This window comes from Janthinobacterium sp. Bl 1 (assembly GCF_058215535.1).
In genome coordinates this window covers 4,459,069-4,477,488 of record NZ_CM177086.1, presented here as the reverse complement: position 1 = coordinate 4,477,488, position 18,420 = coordinate 4,459,069, and the positions used below count along the sequence as shown (strand labels likewise).

The following is an 18,420-nucleotide window of genomic DNA, read 5'->3' as shown; positions in this document are numbered from 1 at the left end:
TGCAAATAATGTCTATGTGCCTGTTTTCAAGTTAAAAAAGCGGGAAAGTAGCGTTCTTGCCGAATTTAATCACGTGGCGGGCGCGACAGGGGCCGCATCTTGGTGAAAAGTTCGCCGCGCCCTGCGGACGTATCGCTGTGCTTTTATGTGCAGTTCGGCTCACTTGCCATTTTTTGGATGCGGGAAGGGCGGTTTACTGCCCGCCATTACCCTCTTCGCGGGCAGATTCTGCCCCGGTAGTGGCGGGGCCTTCCGGGCGCCGCAGCAGGTAGACGAGGACGGCGATTTCCATGGCGCCCACCAGTGCGATGACCCACCACGGCGGGTGGCCCAGGCACATGGCGACAAAGCCGATGGCCATGCCCAGGCAAGCCATGGTCTTGCCGCGCCGCGAAACGGCGCGGTGTTCGCGCCACTGGCGCAGCGGCGGACCGAAGCGGGGATGGTGCAGCAGCCAGTGCTCGAGGCGCGGCGAGGCGCGGCTGAAGCAGGCCAGGGCGAGGATCAGGAAAATCGTCGTCGGCATGACGGGCAGCATGGCGCCGATGATCCCCAGCAGCACCATCAGGGCCCCGGCGGCGGTCCAGGCCCAGCGGCGCAGGCGCACGCCGTGCGCTTCGCGCAGTGGCGGCTGGGCGTGCGGCTCCCGCATCAGGCGAGGGCGCCGGCGGTGAGGCCCTGGCTGCGGGGCGGGGAGGCGGTGGGATGGGCGTTCAAGATGCGCATATCGTGGCGGGTGTGGCGGGTGGCCGTCATGTTTTTTCTGTGCTGTGTTCTGCTCTATTATGGATGAATCAAGGCGCCGCTGCATGTCCGCCCGGGCCGTGATGATAACCATTGCACAGAATAATAACAAGAATCATTCTCATCTTTGCATTTGATAACGCTGGATATTTTTGGCAATGCAGACAATAATCGGCAGCAGAAGGCGCTGTCATGGACATCATTGCCTTTATTATCGATTTTTTCGATGCTAACTAGGCATATTTTCCGTTTTACATCGATCTTCATGCCATGCATAATCTGTTGCAACTGAAGCCAGACAATCAGCCGCAGCGCTTCCCGCCTGCAGCTGCTTGCGGTTTTGACATCCTCCACTCCTATCAGGAATCCATTATGAAAAAACTGCTCGCTTTTATCGCCGCCGCCGGCTTCTCGCTGTCCGCTTTTGCCGCTCCAGAAGTCTATGTCATCGATGGCAGCCACACTTTCCCCCGTTTCGAGTACACCCACATGGGCTTCTCGACGCAGCAAAGCCGTTTCAATAACACCACCGGCAAGGTCACGCTGGATCGCGCCGCCAAGACGGGCGCCGTCGAAGTGCTGATCGATACCAAGTCCGTCGACACGGGTTCGACCCTGTTCAACTCGCACATCCAGGGCGAAGACTTCCTCGACACGGCCAAGTATCCTGTCGCCACCTACAAATCGACCAAGTTCAATTTCGACGGCGACAAGCTGGCCTCCGTTGAAGGCAACCTGACCCTGAAAGGCGTGACCAAGCCAGTGACCCTGACCGTCACCTCGTTCGCCTGCGCACCGCACCCGATGCTGAAAAAAGACGCTTGCGGCGCCAACGCCACGGCCAAGATCAAGCGCTCGGAATTCAACGCCGGCAAATATGCGCCAGCCGTCAGCGATGACGTCACCCTGACATTCGCGATCGAAGCCATCAAACAGTAATCGTTGGCTGCATGACGTAAAAATGGCGGCGGACTTCGGTCCACCGCCATTTTTTCGTGTGTAATCCGGCATGCGCCAACATTGTGTCGGATTACGCGCTTGCGCGCTAATCCGACCTACGTGGTTTTACAGGTGCCGCAAGAAGCGGCGGGCCAAAATCCACCGCTTTTTCGACAGTAGGTCGGATTAGCGCGGCAAAGCCGCACGTAATCCGACATGAGCTGACATGCGCCGGGATGCAAGACAATCACGACAAGTGATGCACCTCCTGCTGCCCATACACGGGCGTGTTCAACCCTTCCATGCGCGCCTTCAGCTGCAGCGACAGGTACTGGGAATAGTGGCGCGACTGGTGCAGGTTACCGCCGTGGAACCACAGCGCCTGCTGCTGCGTGGGTTTCCACATATTGCGCTGTTCGCCCTCCCACGGGCCAGGGTCTTTCGTCGTGCTTGACCCGAGGCCCCACACCTTGCCCACCTTGTTCGCCACCTCGGGCGAGATCAGGTCGGCCGCCCAGCCATTCATGGAACCGTAGCCGGTGGCGTACACCACCAGGTCGGCCGGCAGTTCCGTGCCGTCCGACAGCACGATGGAATGGGCTTTCAGTTCCTGTACACCGACGCCGCTTTTCAGCTTGATCTTGCCTTCGGCGACCAGCTCGGAGGCGCCCACGTCGATGTAATAGCCGGAGCCGCGGCGCAGGTATTTCATGAACAGGCCGGAATCGTCGTCGCCAAAGTCGAGCATGAAGCCCCGTTCTTCCAGACGCGCGTAAAAATCCGCATCGCGTTCGCGGATGGCCTTGAAGACGGGTTTCTGGAAGTCGGCCAGGATCTTGTACGGGATCGAGGCGAACGTCAGGTCGGCCTTGGCCGTCGTCATGCCGGCCGCCAGCGCCCGTTCCGAGTACAGGTCGCCCAGCGCCAGGTCCATCAGGGAATCGGACTTGACGATGTGCGTCGACGAGCGCTGCACCATGGTCACGTCCACGCCCGCTTCCCACAGGGCGGCGCAGATATCGTGCGCGGAATTGTTCGCGCCGATGACGACCACCTTCTTGCCCACATAGGCGTCCGGCCCCGGATGCTGCGACGAGTGCTGCTGCTCGCCCTGGAACACGTCCATGCCCTTGAACTTCGGCATGTTCGCCTTGCCCGACATGCCCGTGGCCAGCACCAGCTGCTTCGGTTTCAGGGTGACGGGCTGGCCATCGCGCAGCACCTGCACCGTCCATTCACCGGTGGCTTCGTCGAAGCTGGCCGATTCGCAGGAAGTCGAACCCCAGTAATTGAGTTCCATCACCTTGGTGTACATCTCCAGCCAGTCGCCGACCTTGTCCTTCGGCGTGAAGACGGGCCAGTTGTCGGGAAACGGGATATACGGCATGTGGTCGTACCAGACGGGATCGTGCAGGCACAGGGACTTGTAGCGCTTGCGCCAGCTGTCGCCGGGACGGGCGTTTTTCTCGATGATGATGGTGGGGACGTTCAGCTGGCGCAGCCGCGCACCGAGCGCGATACCGCCCTGGCCGCCGCCGATGATGACGCAGTAAGGCTGGCGCGTGTAGCCCAGTTCCTTTGCATCCTGCTCGCGGTTTTCCAGCCAGCTGCTGCGGTTGGTGCGCGCGCCGTGTTCCGCGCCCATGGGCCGCCGGCCGCCCTTGGCTTCCTCAAAACCCTTCAATTCGCTCATGGTGGTGAGCAGGGTCCAGATCTTGCCGTCGCGGATGCGGACGAAGCCCACGCCGCGCGCCGCGTTCGTTTCCACCGTGATCCAGCTTTGCAGCACGCCACCGGCTTCCACCGCATGTTCGCCGTCGGCGATGCGAATGGAGACTGGCTGGACGGCGCCCAATTGGGCGGCCAGCATGGCGGCGATCTGCTCGCGGCCTTCCAGGGTTTTCAGGTTCCAGGTAAACAGCACCAGGTCGCGCCAGTAGCCATCCTGTTCGAACAGTTGCGCGGCGCCCGTGCTGTCGCTGGCGCGAAGACAGCCTTCGAGCTGTTCCAGGATGCCGGCCACGGCCAGGTCGTGCGGGTTGATATCGGTTTGCATCGTGTCTCCTCCAAGTCTGCTGACTTTATGATGGGATGCGGCTGTGTTGCCGCTGACGATGTTGTAACACTGGCGTTCTTGCGCCGCATTGCGCAGCGCAGCATGGCGGCGATTGAGACGGAAGTCTCAGCGCGTTTGTCGCATCATTGCCGGTGCGGTGGCACGATGTGCAGCTGCTTGAGGCGCCGGTACAGGGTGGCGCGCGAGATGCCCAGCATGGCGGCCGCCTGCAGCGGGCGCCATTTGGCGGCGTTCATGGCGTGGACGATGCGCGTGCGTTCGGCCAGTTCCGGCGCCGTGTAGGCCACCACGTCTTGCGCGACGGTGGCCTCGCGCATGGCGCGCGGACGCGCCTTGGCCTGGCGCAGCGGCGCGCGCACGCGCGCGTGCAGCCACGTGCTGCCGCCGGCCAGGCGCAAGGACAGCAGACTGCGTCCCGCGCGCGCATCGAACAGCCTCTCGGCGCGCACGTCCAGCACCTCGGCGACGGGACGCGGCAGGCTGTCGAGGCCCCCGATGACGTCGCGCGCGCAGCGGTTGGCGGCGACGATGTCGCCATGTTCGTCGATGGCGAGCAGCATTTCCGGCTGCACTTCGACGAAGTGGCGGTTGCGGTGCGCCAGCAGGATGCAGCAATGGCTGTAGGACTTCAGAAAAAAGCCGTCCTCGATCAGGGTCGCGCCTTGCCGCACCAGCTGCTTGACGAGGCGCTGGCTGTCGCGCGCGTCGGGAGAACGCAGGGCAGACGCATCGAGCACGCCGATCAAGTCGCCGTGCGGCGAAAAAATCGGCGCCGCGCTGCAGGTCAGGCCCGTGAACGCGGCGCGAAAATGGTCGGTCTTGTGCACGGTGATGGCTTCGTGGTCGAGCAGCACGGAGGCGATGCCGCACGTGCCTTCCTCTTCTTCCGACCAGCACGAACCCGGGTACAGGCCCGCCTTCTTGAAATCCTTGCGCTGGTCCGTGTCAACCACGTAGTCGATCGTCACGCCGCGCGCATTGGCGAGGATGACGCAGTAGCCCGCCTCGCGCACCATGGCGTGCAGGCGGGGCAGGCACTGGCCCGTGGAGCGCAGAAAATCCTCCTCGGACTGCTGGATGGCGCGCAGTTCGGCGCCCGTCAGTATGCGCGGCCCCGTGGTGGAAGCGGGGTCGAGCCGGTAGTCGTCGAGCGAACGCCGGTACGACGACGCCAGCCTGGCCGTATCGGCGCCTGGATTGACGATGCGGCCGGCGATCAGGTCGCGCACGCGGTCGATATGGCTGGTCTGGCGGACGTAGGGCATGGCGCTCTCCAGTGTCTCGTGTCTGTTTTTTTATGGTGTTTTCGTTTTTAGCACGAAGCGCGGGGCCGCGCATCCTGCGCTGCAGCATGGCGCGCGCGTGAGACGTTCGTCTCAGCGCGTGGCCCGCACAATAGGATGCCGTAGAACAAGATAAAAAGTTTCTCTGTTAGCATGCATCGCATGAAGCGAGCGCCGCCGCGGGTGCCAGCCATGACAGGAGAAATGCATGACGACACTGCCACCAATCCGCCGCCTGGCTCTGGCCGCAGCCTGCCTGGCGCTGGCCGCCGGCGCCCATGCGGCAGAGACGACGGCGCCGCTGTCGGCCGCCGCCAGCGATCCGGCTGCATTGCAATGGATGGTGGGCGCGCCGCCGCCGGCCGATAAAATCATCCGCTTCGACGATGGCAGCTATTTCAATTTCCCGCAGCTGCGCTGGAGCGTGTCGCACTTCCGCCAGCTGATGCCGACGGTGGCAGTGGCGCGCGGCTTGAAGGCGCCCGTGCCCTTGCCGCGCGCGCTGCGCAACGATATCGACAGCCTGCGCTTCACGCCGCTTGGCGCCAAGGATACGATGACGTGGGAGCAGTCGCTGGGCGCCAATTACACGGACGGCATCGTCGTGCTGCACCGGGGCCGCATCGTGTACGAACGCTATTTCGGCGTATTGAAGGAGGGCGGCCAGCATGGCGCCATGTCGGTGACGAAGTCCGTGATGGGCACCATCGGCGCGGCCCTGGTGGCCGAAGGCAAGCTCGATCCGGTCAAGAAGGTGGCCGAGTACGTGCCGGAACTGGCCAAATCCGCGTTTGGCGACGCTACCGTGCGCCAGGTGCTCGACATGACCACGGGCCTGAAATTCAGCGAAGATTACGCCGACCCGAACGCGGAAGTGTGGCAGCACGCGGCGGCCGGCAATCCGCTGCCCAAGCCCAAGGATTACACGGGGCCGCGCAGCTATTTCGAATACCTGCAAACGGTGCGGCATGAGGGAAAACACGGCGAGGGCTTCGGCTACCGCACGGTCAACTCGGATGTGCTGGGATGGATCATCGCCAGGGTCACGGGGCAGAGCGTCAACGACTACCTGTCCGAGCATGTCTGGCAAAAGCTGGGCGCCGAGCAGGATGGCTACATGTCGGTCGATTCGACGGGCACGCCGTTTGCCGGCGGCGGCTTGAGCGCGGGCCTGCGCGACCTGGCCCGCTTTGGCGAGATGCTGCGCAACGATGGCCGCCACAACGGCCAGCAAATCATTCCGAAGGCGGCCGTCGACGATATCCGCCGTGGCGGCGACAAGCAGCTGTTCGCCAAGGGCGGCTACGATTTGCTTAAGGGCTGGAGCTACCGCGACATGTGGTGGGTCACGCATAACGACCATGGCGCCTACATGGCGCGCGGCGTGTACGGCCAGCGCATCTACATCGATCCGAAGGCGGAAATGGTGATCGTGCGTTTCGCCTCGACGCCGACGGCGGCCAATGCGGCCAACGATCCGACCACCACGCCGGCCTTCGAAGCGCTGGGCAAGCTGCTGCTGGCCAGGCCGAAGTAGGCTGCCGGATTGGCCCGTGCCAGCCGTGCGGCGAAACGGACACAACTGCAATACACTATCCTTTCGTCATCATTTATTGCTTGAATGATATTCAGGCATCGCACGCAAGGGAGCGCACCGTGGAAAGCAGCCAGCCGGATCAACCGCGCCCGCCACTCTGGCGGCGCCTGCTATGGCCGGCCGTTCAGCTGGGCTCGGCCTTCAAGCTGACGGGCACGCATCTGCTGCACCATGTGATCGGCGCCAGCCTGATCGCCGCGCTGATGCTGGCGCTCGAGGGTTTTCACGTGCTCGAATGGCTCGATGCGGCCATGCTGCGCGCCAGCGCGGCGCAGGAGCAGTTGCTGGACCGGGGCAAGGACCCGGGTGCCGCCTACCGGCCCGGCATCATCGAAATCGACCAGCCCGCGTTCGAACAGGTCTTCGACGAGCGCGCACCGCTGGAGCGTTCTCGCCTGGAGCAATTGATCGCCAGCGCCGCCGCGCGCGGCAGCAAGGTGCTGGCCATCGACCTGGACCTGGCGCCGGCCGTGTACGAACAGCACAAGGCGGGCGAGCGGCCGCTGGACAGCCTGCTCGACCGGCTGGCCGCCGATGGTCGGCAGCTTGTGCTGATCCTGCCCGAACAGTCGGACCGCAACGAGAACCTGCCGTGGATACGCGCGCGCTGCGCGGCCGGCATCCACTTTGCCAGCCCGCGTATCCGCGAACGCATGGGCGCCGTCACGCGCATCGAGCTGAAAAGCCCCGTGCTGGCGGCCGTGGCCTTCGAGCTGGCGCATGGCGCCGACGAGCAGGAGCAGAAGCAGCCCATGCCAGCCGCCCTGTCCGAGCAAAAGGAAGTGGTGGCGCTGGCCGGCCGCGTGTGCCAGCTGGCGCGGCGCACGGGTAGCGAAAAGGAGCTGGCGCGCTGGGCGTTCGAACCCGTCATCCGCGGCGACGCCAAGGCGGCGGCCGAACAGAATGCCGTCACCGCGCCGTTTCATCCTGCCGCCGTGGCGCCGGCATTCCTGAACCCTACGCGCACGCGCGTCAAGCTGATCGATGGCCAGGCCGGCGTGGATGCCGGGGCGCCGCGCAAGAACGTCGTATATATCGGCAGCACCCATGACGTGCGCGACCGCTATACGACGGCCGAAGGCGAGCAGGCCGGCTTGCACCTGCATGCGGCCGCCCACACGTCGCTGGGTATCGGCACGGCCGACGTCAATAAATATGCGGTGTTCGTGGCCGACATCGTCATCGGCGTGCTGCTGGGCTGCCTGTTCGGCGGCCTGTGGACCCTGTACGGCCGCGCCGAGCTGGCCATCGACCGGCGCATGGAAAACCACGATGTCAGCCGCTTGCACCGCATGGGGACACTGGCCGAATTCTATGGCATCCGTTTGATGCTGGCGCTCGTGTGGGCCTCGCCGTTTGCCATCGGCGCGCTGGCCATCTATTTGTCGCGCGGCTTGCTCGAGCAGGGCTGGTGGGTCAATCCCGGCCCCTTGATCGCCGGCATGTTCCTGCACGCGATGTCGCTGCGCGACGAAGCCCACCATCCGCATGAGGAAGTGCCGGGCCTGTCCGTGTGGGCCCAGCTGCGCCGCACGCATCCGGGCATCGTGCTGGTGCAGGCGCCGCTGGCGGTGCTGCTGTTGATCGTCGCCGTGATCTAGCGCAAAACGTGGCGCGGCAGCGGCGCTACACTGGGCGCCTTTTTCATTTGCAGGAGGATGCCATGCTGAGCGGAGGATGTTTATGCGGCGACGTGCGCTACGAAGCGGGCACGGGCGCCTTTCATGAAACGGCCTGCCATTGCTCGATGTGCCGCCGCGCCTCAGGTGCGCCGTTTGTCGCCTGGTTCAGCGTGCCGAGGGCGAATTTTCGCTGGCTGCAGGGGCAGGCCACACCGTATGCGTCCAGCGAACACTGCACCCGCAGTTTTTGCCCCCGCTGCGGCACGCAGCTGACGTTCGAGGATGAGCGCGACCCGGACGAGGTCGGGCTGACCACTGGCAGTCTCGATGAGCCAGGGGGTTGGCCGCCGCACAGCCATATCTATACGGACACGCAAGTGGAATGGGTAAAACTGGCAGATGGTTTACCACGGTATTCGGGCTCGCGCGTTGATGTTGAGGGAGATCAGGGGCTCAGTCCCTAGTAAGACGGGGTCTCGACGTGTTTTGCGCCACGTGCTTCTAAGTCCAGCATATGGATGTGGTTGATCAGTGCTGCTCCATGGTTTGGGATGCCCGAACCGTCCACTGTGTGTTCGGGCCTTGACTATCTCTAGAGATCCAATTGGCATTGGTGGTATACCTGACTGCTTTGGCAACGCAACCTCCATGGCTACGCGCTCATCTTTGATATATATACTCCCAGGCACCGTAATATTTAGAAACTGCCTGCGCTTCAGTATTTTTCACTATTTCAAGTGATTCTCTTTTATTCACCGTTAAATCCTGAGTAAATTTTAAGGGTTGTGACAATTTGTGGCATTTCTCCTTCTGTAGTTTGATACTCTCAGGAATTGCTGCCCTCTGATGGTGGTAGGCATTGCCCACGAGATGGGTGGATAACTCTAAGGAGCTACATGAAAATCAAGAAGGTCGAGATCCGTAATTTTCGCCTGCTTCGGAACGCTGATTTGTACCTCGAGGACGGGACCACCATGGTCGTCGGCAGGAACAACAGCGGAAAGACCTCGCTTGCAGAACTTTTTCGTCGGCTCCTCCTCGAAAGTTCGGCTGCATTTCGGCTTGAAGACTTTTCCCTCGGTGCACACTCCTGCTTTTGGTCTGCGTATGAGCTATTCTCAGCTGGCAAGGAAGAAATAGAAGTTCGTGCTTTACTTCCTGAAATCGAGATTTGGCTAACCTTGAGATACGAGAAGGACGAGATGAACCTTGGTCCGCTTGGTGACTTTGTCGTTGATCTTGATCCGGACTGTACCGAGGCACGAATCCATGTGTGCTATCAACTTGGAGACGGAAAGGTGAAAGCGCTGCTCGGAGAAATTGAATTCGTCGACGGTGCTGGCGAGGAAGCGAAAAAGGTAGCGCTCTTCGAGGTCTTAAGAGAGCGTCTACCAAAACTATACAAGTGCAGTCTTGCGGGTGTCGATCCGAACGATCCGACAAATCGAAAGCCCATGGAGTGGGCACAGTTAAAGGCGACGATCCAAGGTGACCTCATCACAGCGCACCGTGGCCTGGACGACACGACACATAAGGATAATGATTCGTTAGGGAAGATCCTTAGTACTCTCTTTGCGACGGCAGGTTCGGACTCTGCTGATGCTGCTGATCGTAAAACTGTCGCTGAACTGAAAGCTGCAGTCAAGGACGTACAAGGGAACATAGACAAGAGCTTTAATGGCCAGCTCACAAATCTGCTTCCCGCCCTTGATCTGTTTGGTTACCGACTGCCAGATCCCAAGTTGCGTACCGAAACCACGCTTGACGTCGAGTTGCTGTTGAAGAACCACACGAAGATAAAGTATTCGGGGAGTGGTGGGATCCATCTACCCGAGGCTTATAACGGACTTGGTACACGTAACCTTATTTACATGCTTTTGAAACTGTTCGAGGCGTATAAGTCCTATAAGGCTTTAACATGTACTCCGGTGGTTCATCTTGTATTCATTGAGGAGCCTGAGGCTCACTTGCACCCGCAAATGCAGGAGGTCTTTATCCAGAAGCTCAATGAAATTGCACGGATATTCGTACAAATTTCAGGCGACGAGCGTCCCTGGCCAGTTCAGTTTGTCGTGAGTACGCATTCGTCGCACATGGCAAACAAAGCACCGTTTGATGCGATCAGATATTTCCTCGTGTCCACTGACCCAGCCGCAGTAGGATTCTTTAGCAGTCGAATTAGAGATCTAAAGAAAGATTTTGGAGATAAGAGCAACAAGGACAATGAGTTTTTACATCAGTACATGAGCCAGACGCGGTGCGATCTTTTGTTCGCGGACAAGGTCATGCTGATCGAAGGAACGGCCGAACACCTTCTCCTCCCACGTATGACGGAAAAGGTAGATGCCGGCTTAGTTGCTGGCGCGAAGCTTGGTAGCCAGTATGTTGCGATTCTGGAGGTCGGAGGCGCATACGCTCACATATTCGCACGGCTACTCGACTTCTTGGAACTTCCTGCCCTCATAATAACGGATCTCGACTCTGTGACGGGGCCGAATAGCGGCACTGCCTGCAAGGTATCGGAGGGAAAAGGCACGAGCAATGCCTGTATCCGTGATTGGTTCGGTGGGGCTAATGTGAGCCTTGCTGCATTACTCGACAAGAAACCTGAAGATAAGGCCAAGGGAAACCGCCGAATCGCTTATCAGGTACCCGAAGAGGGGGCGAAACCTTGCGGACGTAGCTTCGAGGATGCATTCGTTCTTGCGAATGCCGTCAAATTTGATGTTGATCCAAAGGATCCGGAGCAGTTTGCATGGGATTATGCTTCTAGGCAGAAGAAGTCCACTTTTGCGCTCAAGTACGCTATTGAAGATGGCGAATGGTCAGTCCCTCGTTATATTACAGAGGGCTTGGAATGGCTAGCGACTGCTGGATCGTTTGTTACTGCGGCTGCTGTGATCCTGGAAGTTATTATCCCGAACGAGGCAGCAGATGCCTAAGAACCCACTCATGCCGAATCCAGCCATAGTAGCCGCCGAAGAATCGCTTAATGCGATTTTCGAATGTATCGACCAAAGGCAGAGCTTCCTGCTCGAAGCTGGAGCTGGTTCCGGAAAGACCTACTCGTTGGTCAAAGCGCTGCGATATGTGACCGGCAATCAGGGCCGTGAATTCGCTCGACGCAATGCCAAGGTTGCTTGCATCACGTTCACTAACGTCGCTAGTGACGAGATAAAGTCGCGTATTGACGGACATCCTTCAGTCGTTACATCGACAATCCACGCTTTCTGTTGGTCCCTCATTAAGGACTTCCAGCCAAACCTGAGGGCAGAGTTGCCAAACCTTCCAAAATGGAAGGAGCGACTCGACGAAGGTGGTGACGTGGCAGGTAGACCAATCGAATATGACCTCGGCTATCCTTCTGCTGCACCGGAAGACAGCATGGTATCGTTGGGCCACAATGACGTGCTTGCACTCATAGTAAAGCTCATGAGGCTGCCAAAGTTTCGGAGGATATTCGCCGCACGTTATCCCGTTCTTTTCATCGACGAATATCAGGACACGGACAAAGAATTTGTAGAATCGCTGCTGGAACATTTTGTTGGGAAGGCTGATAGTCCGTTGATTGGTTTCTTTGGTGATCACTGGCAAAAGATTTATGCGGAAGGCACCGGAGGAATCAAAAACACCGATCTCATCACTGTTCCGCAGAAGTCAAATTTCCGTTCGGTTGAGACAGTAGTAAACGTTTTGAACCGAATGCGGCCTGGGTTGCCGCAGTCATGCAGCGAGCCTGGAAGCGCAGGCATTGCTGTCGCGTTTCACACTAACGGTTGGAAAGGAGTGCGTCGGGATGGCAAGGGGGGCGGGCACTGGACCAACGATCTTCCATCTGATGTGGCGCACGAACACCTCGAAGCGTTGCGCCTCAGGCTGGAGGGAGAAGGATGGGACTTCTCTGCGGAGAAAACAAAGATTCTCATGCTTACACATAGCGTTCTTGCTACTGAGCAGGGATACGATCAACTTGCAAAGGTGTACAGTCGAAATGAGTCGTTCCTAAAGAAAGAAGACGCTCACGTTAAGTTTCTACTGGATACTGTCGAGCCGGTTTGCTCTGCGTACGATAAGAAGAAGTTCGGTGAGATGTTTGCTGCACTCGATGCGCGCACACCGAATATCCGTTCGTTTACTGAAAAGGCCGCTTGGGTAAAAGATATGGCCACGCTGTTGAACTTCAGGGAAAACGGGACTGTGGGGGATGTTATGGATCATTTGATGACTACGCGGAGACCACGGATCCCAGACGCTGTAGAGCGCAGGGAGCGAGACCTTCAAAAGTGGGATGCTGAACCTGGAGAAGAAGAGCCTAAACTGATTGGGCGGGTGCGTAGCCTTCGAAGCGTGCCTTATAAGCAAGTCTCGGCGCTCGCGCGATTCGTCGATGACAGCACCCCTTTCTCCACAAAACACGGTGTCAAGGGAGCTGAATTCGAGAACGTGCTAGTTGTCGCTGGGCGTGGCTGGAGCCAGTACAATTTCAATGAGCTACTAGAAACGTTCGATGTCCCTGCCGACGAAGCAAAGTTCCAGCGAAACAGAAATTTATTTTATGTGGCATGCTCGCGACCAAAGAAACGATTGGCTGTACTCTTTACGCAGCATTTGTCGGAGGCATCACTCGGAAGGTTAGGAAAATGGTTTGGTGAGGAAAATGTACATGCTTTTGCTCCTTAGATTTAGTAGCCTAGATTTCACCTGACCTAATAGGTAAGGCAAGAGGCGGCTCCTCCCCACTGTCGTTAGATAAACTGAAGCACTTGGAAGTTACCGGTCTGTTAAACAAGTGTTTGGTCAGTCTGATTGTCCCGCATAGCTTTCAAATTATCAGCTTCAACCCCGGCGGCAGTGCCTCGCCCAGCATGCGCTTGGTATTCGCTTCGTCGAGCTGCGTCACTTCGCTGACCATCGCCTGCCACAGCTGTGGGGCGCCCACGGCTTTCAGGCGGGTCAGCACAGTGGCGCGCAGCTCGTCGCCGATGTCGCGCGAGCGGTCGCCCGTCATGCGCGCCAGGTGGGTGGCGGCAAACGCCGCCGGTTCCGTCTTTTTCCAGTCCAGCGCCAGCAACACGTGCAGCCATTCAGCCACGGTGGCGCTGTCGACCACTTCATGCGCGCTGCCGTGGAAGGGCTGGCGCGCGCCGACCCTGGCCAATGCCCACAGGGTGTTCGTGTCCACCGCTTCTCTGCCGGCTTTTTGCAAGCGCTTGATCAGCCACGCGCCCACTTCGGCCTTGTAGGCGCCGGGGATGCGCTCCAAGGAGGCGCCCAGGCGCAGCATGTCGTCGTCGCTGCCGTTGACGAGGGTGACGGGGCGGCTGCCGCGCTGGGCCGCATCGGCTTGCAGGTTGAAGGCGAAGTCGTCGAGCAGGCGCAATTGCTGCTCCGTGCTCAAGCCGCCGGCCACCCGACGCCACAGGGTCCACCATTCGGCGCACACCTGGTTATCCTTGTGATGCTGGACGCCCGTGTCGAACAGGGCCCACAGCTGCTCGATGCGCCATGGATCGAGCGTATCGCCATAGCCGGGGCGCAAACAGTAGCCAGTCAGGTTCAGCCAGACCCGCTCATGCTCGGCGGAGCGGCGCCGGCCGCGGGCGCGCAGCATCAGGGCGTCGAACAGCTGGCGCAGCAGCGGCGTGTCCCAGCTTTCGCGCCCACCCAGTCCCCGTTCCAGGTGCTGGCGCAACTGGCGCACTTCCTTGGTCTCGACCTTTTGCGCCTTGCCGCCGAAGATGCGCTCGATCTTCTCGATGGCTTCCTTGATGCGTGGCGAAACGGCTTGAGCCTCGCCATCGCCTTGCTCTTCCTTACCAGCGCGCAGCTGGAATTCCAGCAGCCAGCGCTGGCCGGCATCGGCTTCGGCCACGCAGTGCACTTCCAGTGTCCCCACTTCCGTCATGACGGTTGCCAGCTGCACGATGATGTCGCGCTTCTCGCCGCTTTCCGCTTGCAGCACGCTGGCCAGCGGTGGCAGGCGCAAGTATTCCCCGGCGTCCAGATCGACGATCTCGCCCAGTTGCGGCGGCGTGCCCGCCTCAAAGAGGGATGTGGCCAGGTGGAAGCGCACGGGCCGGCCCAGGCGCAGCGCGAACAGGCGCTCCGTCAGGCGGATTTCTTCGCCGCTGGCGCTGCCACGGGGCAGGATGCACACGGCGCGGTGGTCCTTGCCCGCGTCGCCCAGCACGAGGAAATAGCTGCGCGGCGAGCCGCCGCCGATGCGCGGTGCCTGGCCGCGTCGCGCCAGCGCGTAGGCGACGGCACCACGGGCCACGGCCACGTCGGGATTATCGTTATGCAGGATGGTCAGGGGCTGACCCCGCCAGTGCGCCAGGGTTTCTGCCAGGCGGCGCGCCAGCGCGTCGGCGCGGAACACGCCGCCGTTCAGCAGCAGGGTGTCGGGCAATGCCCCTTGATGCTGTTGCAGAAAGCTGGCCAAGTGGCGCGTGATGGCCGCGTCCTGCGCATACGGCAGGCCGAATTCGACGATGCCCGCGCGGCCTTTTTTCGCTGTCTCGGTGAATTCCACCTTCGGTAAGAAACCGTCGACCACCATGGCCGCCACTTCTTCGCGCGTGACGTCGGCGGAACGGCTGCCGCCGATCAAACGCGATCCGCCGCCCAGCAAAGTGACGGTGGCCTTGTCCGGCGCGTCCTGCGACAGCAGCAGTTCCTTGGCGGCGCGGCAGCGTTCCATCAGCTGCGACAAGCGCGCGGCAGACAGCTTCATGCCGCCTTCGCTGCCTGCCGCCATGCGCGTTTCCACCAGGTGGGCCAGCGCCAGGTCCATATTGTCGCCGCCCAGTATCAAGTGGTTGCCCACGCTGCTGCGCGTGAGCTGCGGTTCGCCGTCGCCATCAAAGGCGACGTCGATCAGGCTGAAATCGGTGGTGCCGCCGCCCACGTCGCAGACTAAAATGCGGCGCGTGTCGGCCAGGTCGTCGCGCAGGGTGGCGCGCCGGCGCTGCAGGAAATCGTAGAAGGCCGCCTGCGGTTCTTCCACCAATCGCAAGGTGGGCAAGCCCGCCATGCGGGCCGCTTCCAGGGTGAGTGCGCGCGCACCCTCGTCGAACGAGGCGGGGATGGTCAGTACCAGTTCCTGCTGCGCCAAAGGAGAATCCGGGAAGCGGTGATTCCACGCGGCGCGCACGTAGGCGAGGTAGCTGGCGCTGGCCGCCACGGGCGACACCTTGGCCACGTCGGCATCGGCGCCCCATGGCAGGATGGGTGCCTGGCGGTCCACGTTCGCATGCGACAGCCAGCTCTTGGCGCTGGTGACCAGCCGGCCCGGCACCTGGGCGCCCAGCTGGCGCGCCAGGACGCCCAGCACGGCATGTTCGACGTCTTGCTGTGGCCACGGCAGCTGCAAGTCGCCCGCCGCCAGTTCACCGGCAGCGGGGTGGTAGCGCAAGGACGGCAGCAGCGGGCGTGCGCCCACTTCGCCGGGAGCGACCAGCTGCTCGATGGGAAGCAGCTCGATGCCCGCCTGCGTATCGTTGGCATCTGCATAGGCCACCACCGTGTTGGTGGTGCCCAGGTCGATGCCGACCAGGAAGGCCGGCTGCACCTTCGCGCCGCGCATGCTTATTGCTGCGGCGTGCCGCGCACGTCGAATTCCACTTTCCAGCGCTCGGCGCCGTCAGGGGACACGGCCAGCAGTTCCAGGGTGCCCGCTTCCGTCACGCGCGCGTGCAGTTTGACCTGCACCACGTCGCCGGCCGACCGGCCTTCGGCGGATAGCGTCGCCTGGATTTCGCTCAGTTCCTGCAATTCATCGGGGCCCCAGAAGTCGAGCAAGTCGCCGATCTGGTCGTTGCGGCGCGTGGACGAGGCGAAGAAGCGGAAGTGCACGGGTTCGCCCACGACGAGGCCGAATTGCTGGCCCGGCAGTTCCAGTTCGCTGCCTTCTTCCATGCCGAACGGCGCTACGCACAGGGCCTGGATCGGCGGTTCCATGCCGGGGATGGCCGGCATGGCCGACTCGATGGCGACATAGAAGGAACTGGCCGTGCCGCCGCGGATGCGCACGCCATGGCCGCGCCGCACGTAGCTGTAGTAGGCGGCGCCACGGGCGACGGCCAGGTCCAGGTCGGCCCCGGCCAGCATGCGCGCCGGTTCCGCGCCTTCCATGTACAGCCAGTCGTTGACGGTGGCTATGATGCGCTGGACCAGCAAGTCGGACTTGAAGACGCCGCCGTTGAACAGCACGGCCGTCGGGTGCAAAAAGCTGGCTTCCGCCGACTGGCGGCCCGCAAAGCCTTCCAGTTCGCTGGTCGCCGCCACTTGCCGGCCCAGGAACGCGGCCAGGTGGCGCGTGATGGCAGCGTCCTGCGCATACGGCAAGCCCAGTTGCGTCAGGCCGGCGCGCGTGCGCACGGCCGGGCGGCTCGACGCTTCCACCTGCGGGAAGAAGCCGTCGAGGATGAAGGTGGACACTTCCGCGCGCGTCAGTTCCGTGCGGATGGAGCCGCCGATCAGTTTCGAGCCGCGGCTCGGCACGACGATCGGTGCCACATCGAGGCCGCTGTCGGCCAGCAGGCTTTCCTTGGCGCTGCGGCAGCCATACGTGAGTGCGCGCATTTGCCAGGCGTCGAGCTGGGTGCCGTTGGCGGCCAGCTTGCGGGCCACCAGGTGGGCCAGCGCCAGGTCCATATTGTCGCCACCGAGCAGGATGTGTTCACCGACCGCCACGCGATGCGGCTCCAGCACGCCGTCGCGCTCGAGCACGGCGATCAGCGAAAAGTCGCTGGTGCCGCCGCCCACGTCGACGACCAGGATGATGTCGCCCGGCTTGACTTCCTTGCGCCAGCGGCCTTCGCTCGTCTGGATCCAGCTGTACAGGGCCGCTTGCGGCTCTTCCAGCAAGGTCAATGAGGTGTAGCCGGCCGCCTGCGCGGCTTCCATCGTCAGCTCGCGCGCGGCCGGGTCGAACGAAGCGGGAATCGTGACCGTGATTTCCTGTTCGGCGAACGGCGCTTGCGGGTGGGCGTTGTCCCAGGCCTGGCGCAAGTGCGTCAGGTAGCGCGTGGCGGCCGTGATGGGCGAGATGCGCGCCACTTCCGCCGGCGCGTCGTTTGGCAGGATGGCCGCGCGGCGGTCCACGCCCGGGTGGCACAGCCAGCTTTTCGCGCTCGACACCAGACGGATCGGCGTGGTGGCGCCGCGGCTGCGGGCCATTTCGCCAACGACGAACGGCGCTTGCGCTTCCTCGGTGACCCAGGGCAGGGCCAGGTCGCCCGCCGCCACTTCATCGGCGTGCGGCAGGTAGACGAACGATGGCAGCAGCGGCAATTCTTCGACGGTGCCCGGCGCCGACAGTTGCGGCACTTTCAGCACGCCGTGGCTCGATTGCTCGCCGTCGCTTTCGACCAGGTTCACATACGACAGGGCGCTGTGGGTGGTGCCCAGGTCGATGCCGATGGCGTAGCGCGGGGTGTTCGGGGTGGCGTTCCTTGTGTCGTTCACAGTTCCACCTCGGCCGGTGCGAGGATGGCGGCGTCGTGCTGCGCGCTCAGTTTCGGCAGGCGCACGCTGGACGCGCGCCAGCCGCGGTGGCTCAAGGTACCCGTGAATGGCGCCGAGCCGACGACGTTGCCCGTCAGGCGCACCTGGGCGCTGTCAAAACCTTCCTGCAGCACGATGCGGCTACCCTCTGCTTCCTGGCGCACGGCGTCGATGGTGAAGTATTCGCGCATGACCTTGGCGCAGCCTTCATGCACGACGCGGGCGGCCGCGCCGATGTCGGCGTCGGCATGGCTGCCCAGGTTTTCCTGCGTAAAATCGATCAAGCGCGCTTCGCGTTGCAGCAGGGCCAGCAACTGCAGGGCCGCATCCGGCGTCGCTTCTTTCAAGATGACGGGCGCGGCGGCAGGTGTCGGCACGGGAGCTGGCGCCGGGGCCACTGGCGCGACGGGAGCAGCCTCGGGCAGGGACAGCTTTTCCACGCGGGCCGCATAGGCGGCATCCGACAGGGTGCTGAAGAAGGCGCCGAAAGCCAGCGGGACACGGCGCCAGAACGATGGGTGGGACGATGAAGTGCTCATAGGGAACTCGTTTCTCTGATCTGTAGGGTGGCGTCGGCGGCGCGCCCGGTGGCGGGGCCGCTTCGCAGGGTAGTGCTTGTGCCGGGCCTGTAGGGCTGGCTGCGTTTGCCCG

At 61.9% G+C, this 18,420-nt stretch carries 12 protein-coding genes; 6 read left to right on the top strand and 6 right to left on the bottom strand.

The window, feature by feature from the left end:
• Positions 1 to 193 precede the first annotated feature (193 nt).
• Positions 194 to 652: a YbaN family protein gene (locus tag AC4BCN_RS20090; protein ID WP_128142592.1), complete on the bottom strand. Its 459-nt coding sequence runs from the start codon at positions 650 to 652 to the stop codon at positions 194 to 196.
• A 464-nt stretch (positions 653 to 1,116) separates the two neighbouring features.
• Between AC4BCN_RS20090 and AC4BCN_RS20085 the strand changes: the two genes are divergently transcribed.
• Positions 1,117 to 1,683 (top strand): YceI family protein, encoded by a 567-nt coding sequence (locus AC4BCN_RS20085; protein WP_034756709.1) that lies wholly within the window; start codon positions 1,117 to 1,119, stop codon positions 1,681 to 1,683.
• Between the two features lie 247 nt (positions 1,684 to 1,930).
• Here the strand turns inward: AC4BCN_RS20085 and AC4BCN_RS20080 are convergent, their stop codons facing one another.
• Both AC4BCN_RS20080 and AC4BCN_RS20075 read right to left on the bottom strand, forming a co-directional pair.
• Complete coding sequence (locus tag AC4BCN_RS20080) at positions 1,931 to 3,739, bottom strand: NAD(P)-binding domain-containing protein (protein ID WP_490491593.1); 1,809 nt, start codon at positions 3,737 to 3,739, stop codon at positions 1,931 to 1,933.
• A gap of 143 nt (positions 3,740 to 3,882) precedes the next feature.
• On the bottom strand, positions 3,883 to 5,025 hold the full coding sequence (locus AC4BCN_RS20075; protein WP_490491592.1) for a sigma-54-dependent Fis family transcriptional regulator: 1,143 nt from the start codon (positions 5,023 to 5,025) through the stop codon (positions 3,883 to 3,885).
• Positions 5,026 to 5,251: 226 nt separating this feature from the next.
• Between AC4BCN_RS20075 and AC4BCN_RS20070 the strand changes: the two genes are divergently transcribed.
• From AC4BCN_RS20070 to AC4BCN_RS20050, 5 genes are all read left to right on the top strand, one after another.
• Positions 5,252 to 6,580: a serine hydrolase domain-containing protein gene (locus tag AC4BCN_RS20070; protein WP_338679212.1), complete on the top strand. Its 1,329-nt coding sequence runs from the start codon at positions 5,252 to 5,254 to the stop codon at positions 6,578 to 6,580.
• A 119-nt stretch (positions 6,581 to 6,699) separates the two neighbouring features.
• Positions 6,700 to 8,241 carry a CHASE2 domain-containing protein gene (locus tag AC4BCN_RS20065; protein WP_338679211.1) on the top strand — a complete coding sequence of 514 codons (1,542 nt, stop codon included), beginning with the start codon at positions 6,700 to 6,702 and terminating at the stop codon, positions 8,239 to 8,241.
• A 62-nt stretch (positions 8,242 to 8,303) separates the two neighbouring features.
• Positions 8,304 to 8,726: a GFA family protein gene (locus AC4BCN_RS20060; RefSeq protein ID WP_490491591.1), complete on the top strand. Its 423-nt coding sequence runs from the start codon at positions 8,304 to 8,306 to the stop codon at positions 8,724 to 8,726.
• Between the two features lie 432 nt (positions 8,727 to 9,158).
• Complete coding sequence (locus AC4BCN_RS20055) at positions 9,159 to 11,204, top strand: ATP-dependent nuclease (protein WP_338679209.1); 2,046 nt, start codon at positions 9,159 to 9,161, stop codon at positions 11,202 to 11,204.
• 10 nt (positions 11,205 to 11,214) lie between these two features.
• A complete protein-coding gene (locus AC4BCN_RS20050; RefSeq protein WP_338679208.1) occupies positions 11,215 to 12,942 on the top strand; it encodes a UvrD-helicase domain-containing protein in 1,728 nt (575 codons plus the stop codon).
• Between the two features lie 142 nt (positions 12,943 to 13,084).
• On the opposite strand, the gene AC4BCN_RS20045 is transcribed toward AC4BCN_RS20050, so the two are convergent.
• Genes AC4BCN_RS20045 through AC4BCN_RS20035 form a run of 3 tightly spaced genes read right to left on the bottom strand, consistent with a single transcriptional unit; the run spans position 13,085 to position 18,308 of the window.
• Positions 13,085 to 15,847, bottom strand: a complete 2,763-nt coding sequence (locus AC4BCN_RS20045; RefSeq protein ID WP_490491590.1) for an Hsp70 family protein — start codon at positions 15,845 to 15,847, stop codon at positions 13,085 to 13,087.
• Positions 15,848 to 15,849: 2 nt separating this feature from the next.
• The gene (locus AC4BCN_RS20040; protein WP_490491589.1) at positions 15,850 to 17,730 is read right to left on the bottom strand and encodes an Hsp70 family protein; all 1,881 of its coding nucleotides are present in this window, start codon (positions 17,728 to 17,730) and stop codon (positions 15,850 to 15,852) included.
• Positions 17,727 to 18,308 (bottom strand): DUF2760 domain-containing protein, encoded by a 582-nt coding sequence (locus AC4BCN_RS20035; RefSeq protein ID WP_128142599.1) that lies wholly within the window; start codon positions 18,306 to 18,308, stop codon positions 17,727 to 17,729. Before AC4BCN_RS20035 ends, AC4BCN_RS20040 begins: the two co-directional genes overlap by 4 nt.
• Positions 18,309 to 18,420 lie beyond the last annotated feature (112 nt).

Excerpts from the sequence above, each read along its gene's own strand:
- AC4BCN_RS20090 (WP_128142592.1), bottom strand. The coding sequence starts at position 652 with ATGCGGGAGCCGCACGCCCAGCCGCCACTGCGCGAAGCGCACGGCGTG.
- AC4BCN_RS20085 (WP_034756709.1), top strand. The coding sequence starts at position 1,117 with ATGAAAAAACTGCTCGCTTTTATCGCCGCCGCCGGCTTCTCGCTGTCC.
- AC4BCN_RS20080 (WP_490491593.1), bottom strand. The coding sequence starts at position 3,739 with ATGCAAACCGATATCAACCCGCACGACCTGGCCGTGGCCGGCATCCTG.
- AC4BCN_RS20075 (WP_490491592.1), bottom strand. The coding sequence starts at position 5,025 with ATGCCCTACGTCCGCCAGACCAGCCATATCGACCGCGTGCGCGACCTG.
- AC4BCN_RS20070 (WP_338679212.1), top strand. The coding sequence starts at position 5,252 with ATGACGACACTGCCACCAATCCGCCGCCTGGCTCTGGCCGCAGCCTGC.
- AC4BCN_RS20060 (WP_490491591.1), top strand. The coding sequence starts at position 8,304 with ATGCTGAGCGGAGGATGTTTATGCGGCGACGTGCGCTACGAAGCGGGC.
- AC4BCN_RS20055 (WP_338679209.1), top strand. The coding sequence starts at position 9,159 with ATGAAAATCAAGAAGGTCGAGATCCGTAATTTTCGCCTGCTTCGGAAC.
- AC4BCN_RS20050 (WP_338679208.1), top strand. The coding sequence starts at position 11,215 with ATGCCGAATCCAGCCATAGTAGCCGCCGAAGAATCGCTTAATGCGATT.
- AC4BCN_RS20045 (WP_490491590.1), bottom strand. The coding sequence starts at position 15,847 with ATGCGCGGCGCGAAGGTGCAGCCGGCCTTCCTGGTCGGCATCGACCTG.
- AC4BCN_RS20035 (WP_128142599.1), bottom strand. The coding sequence starts at position 18,308 with ATGAGCACTTCATCGTCCCACCCATCGTTCTGGCGCCGTGTCCCGCTG.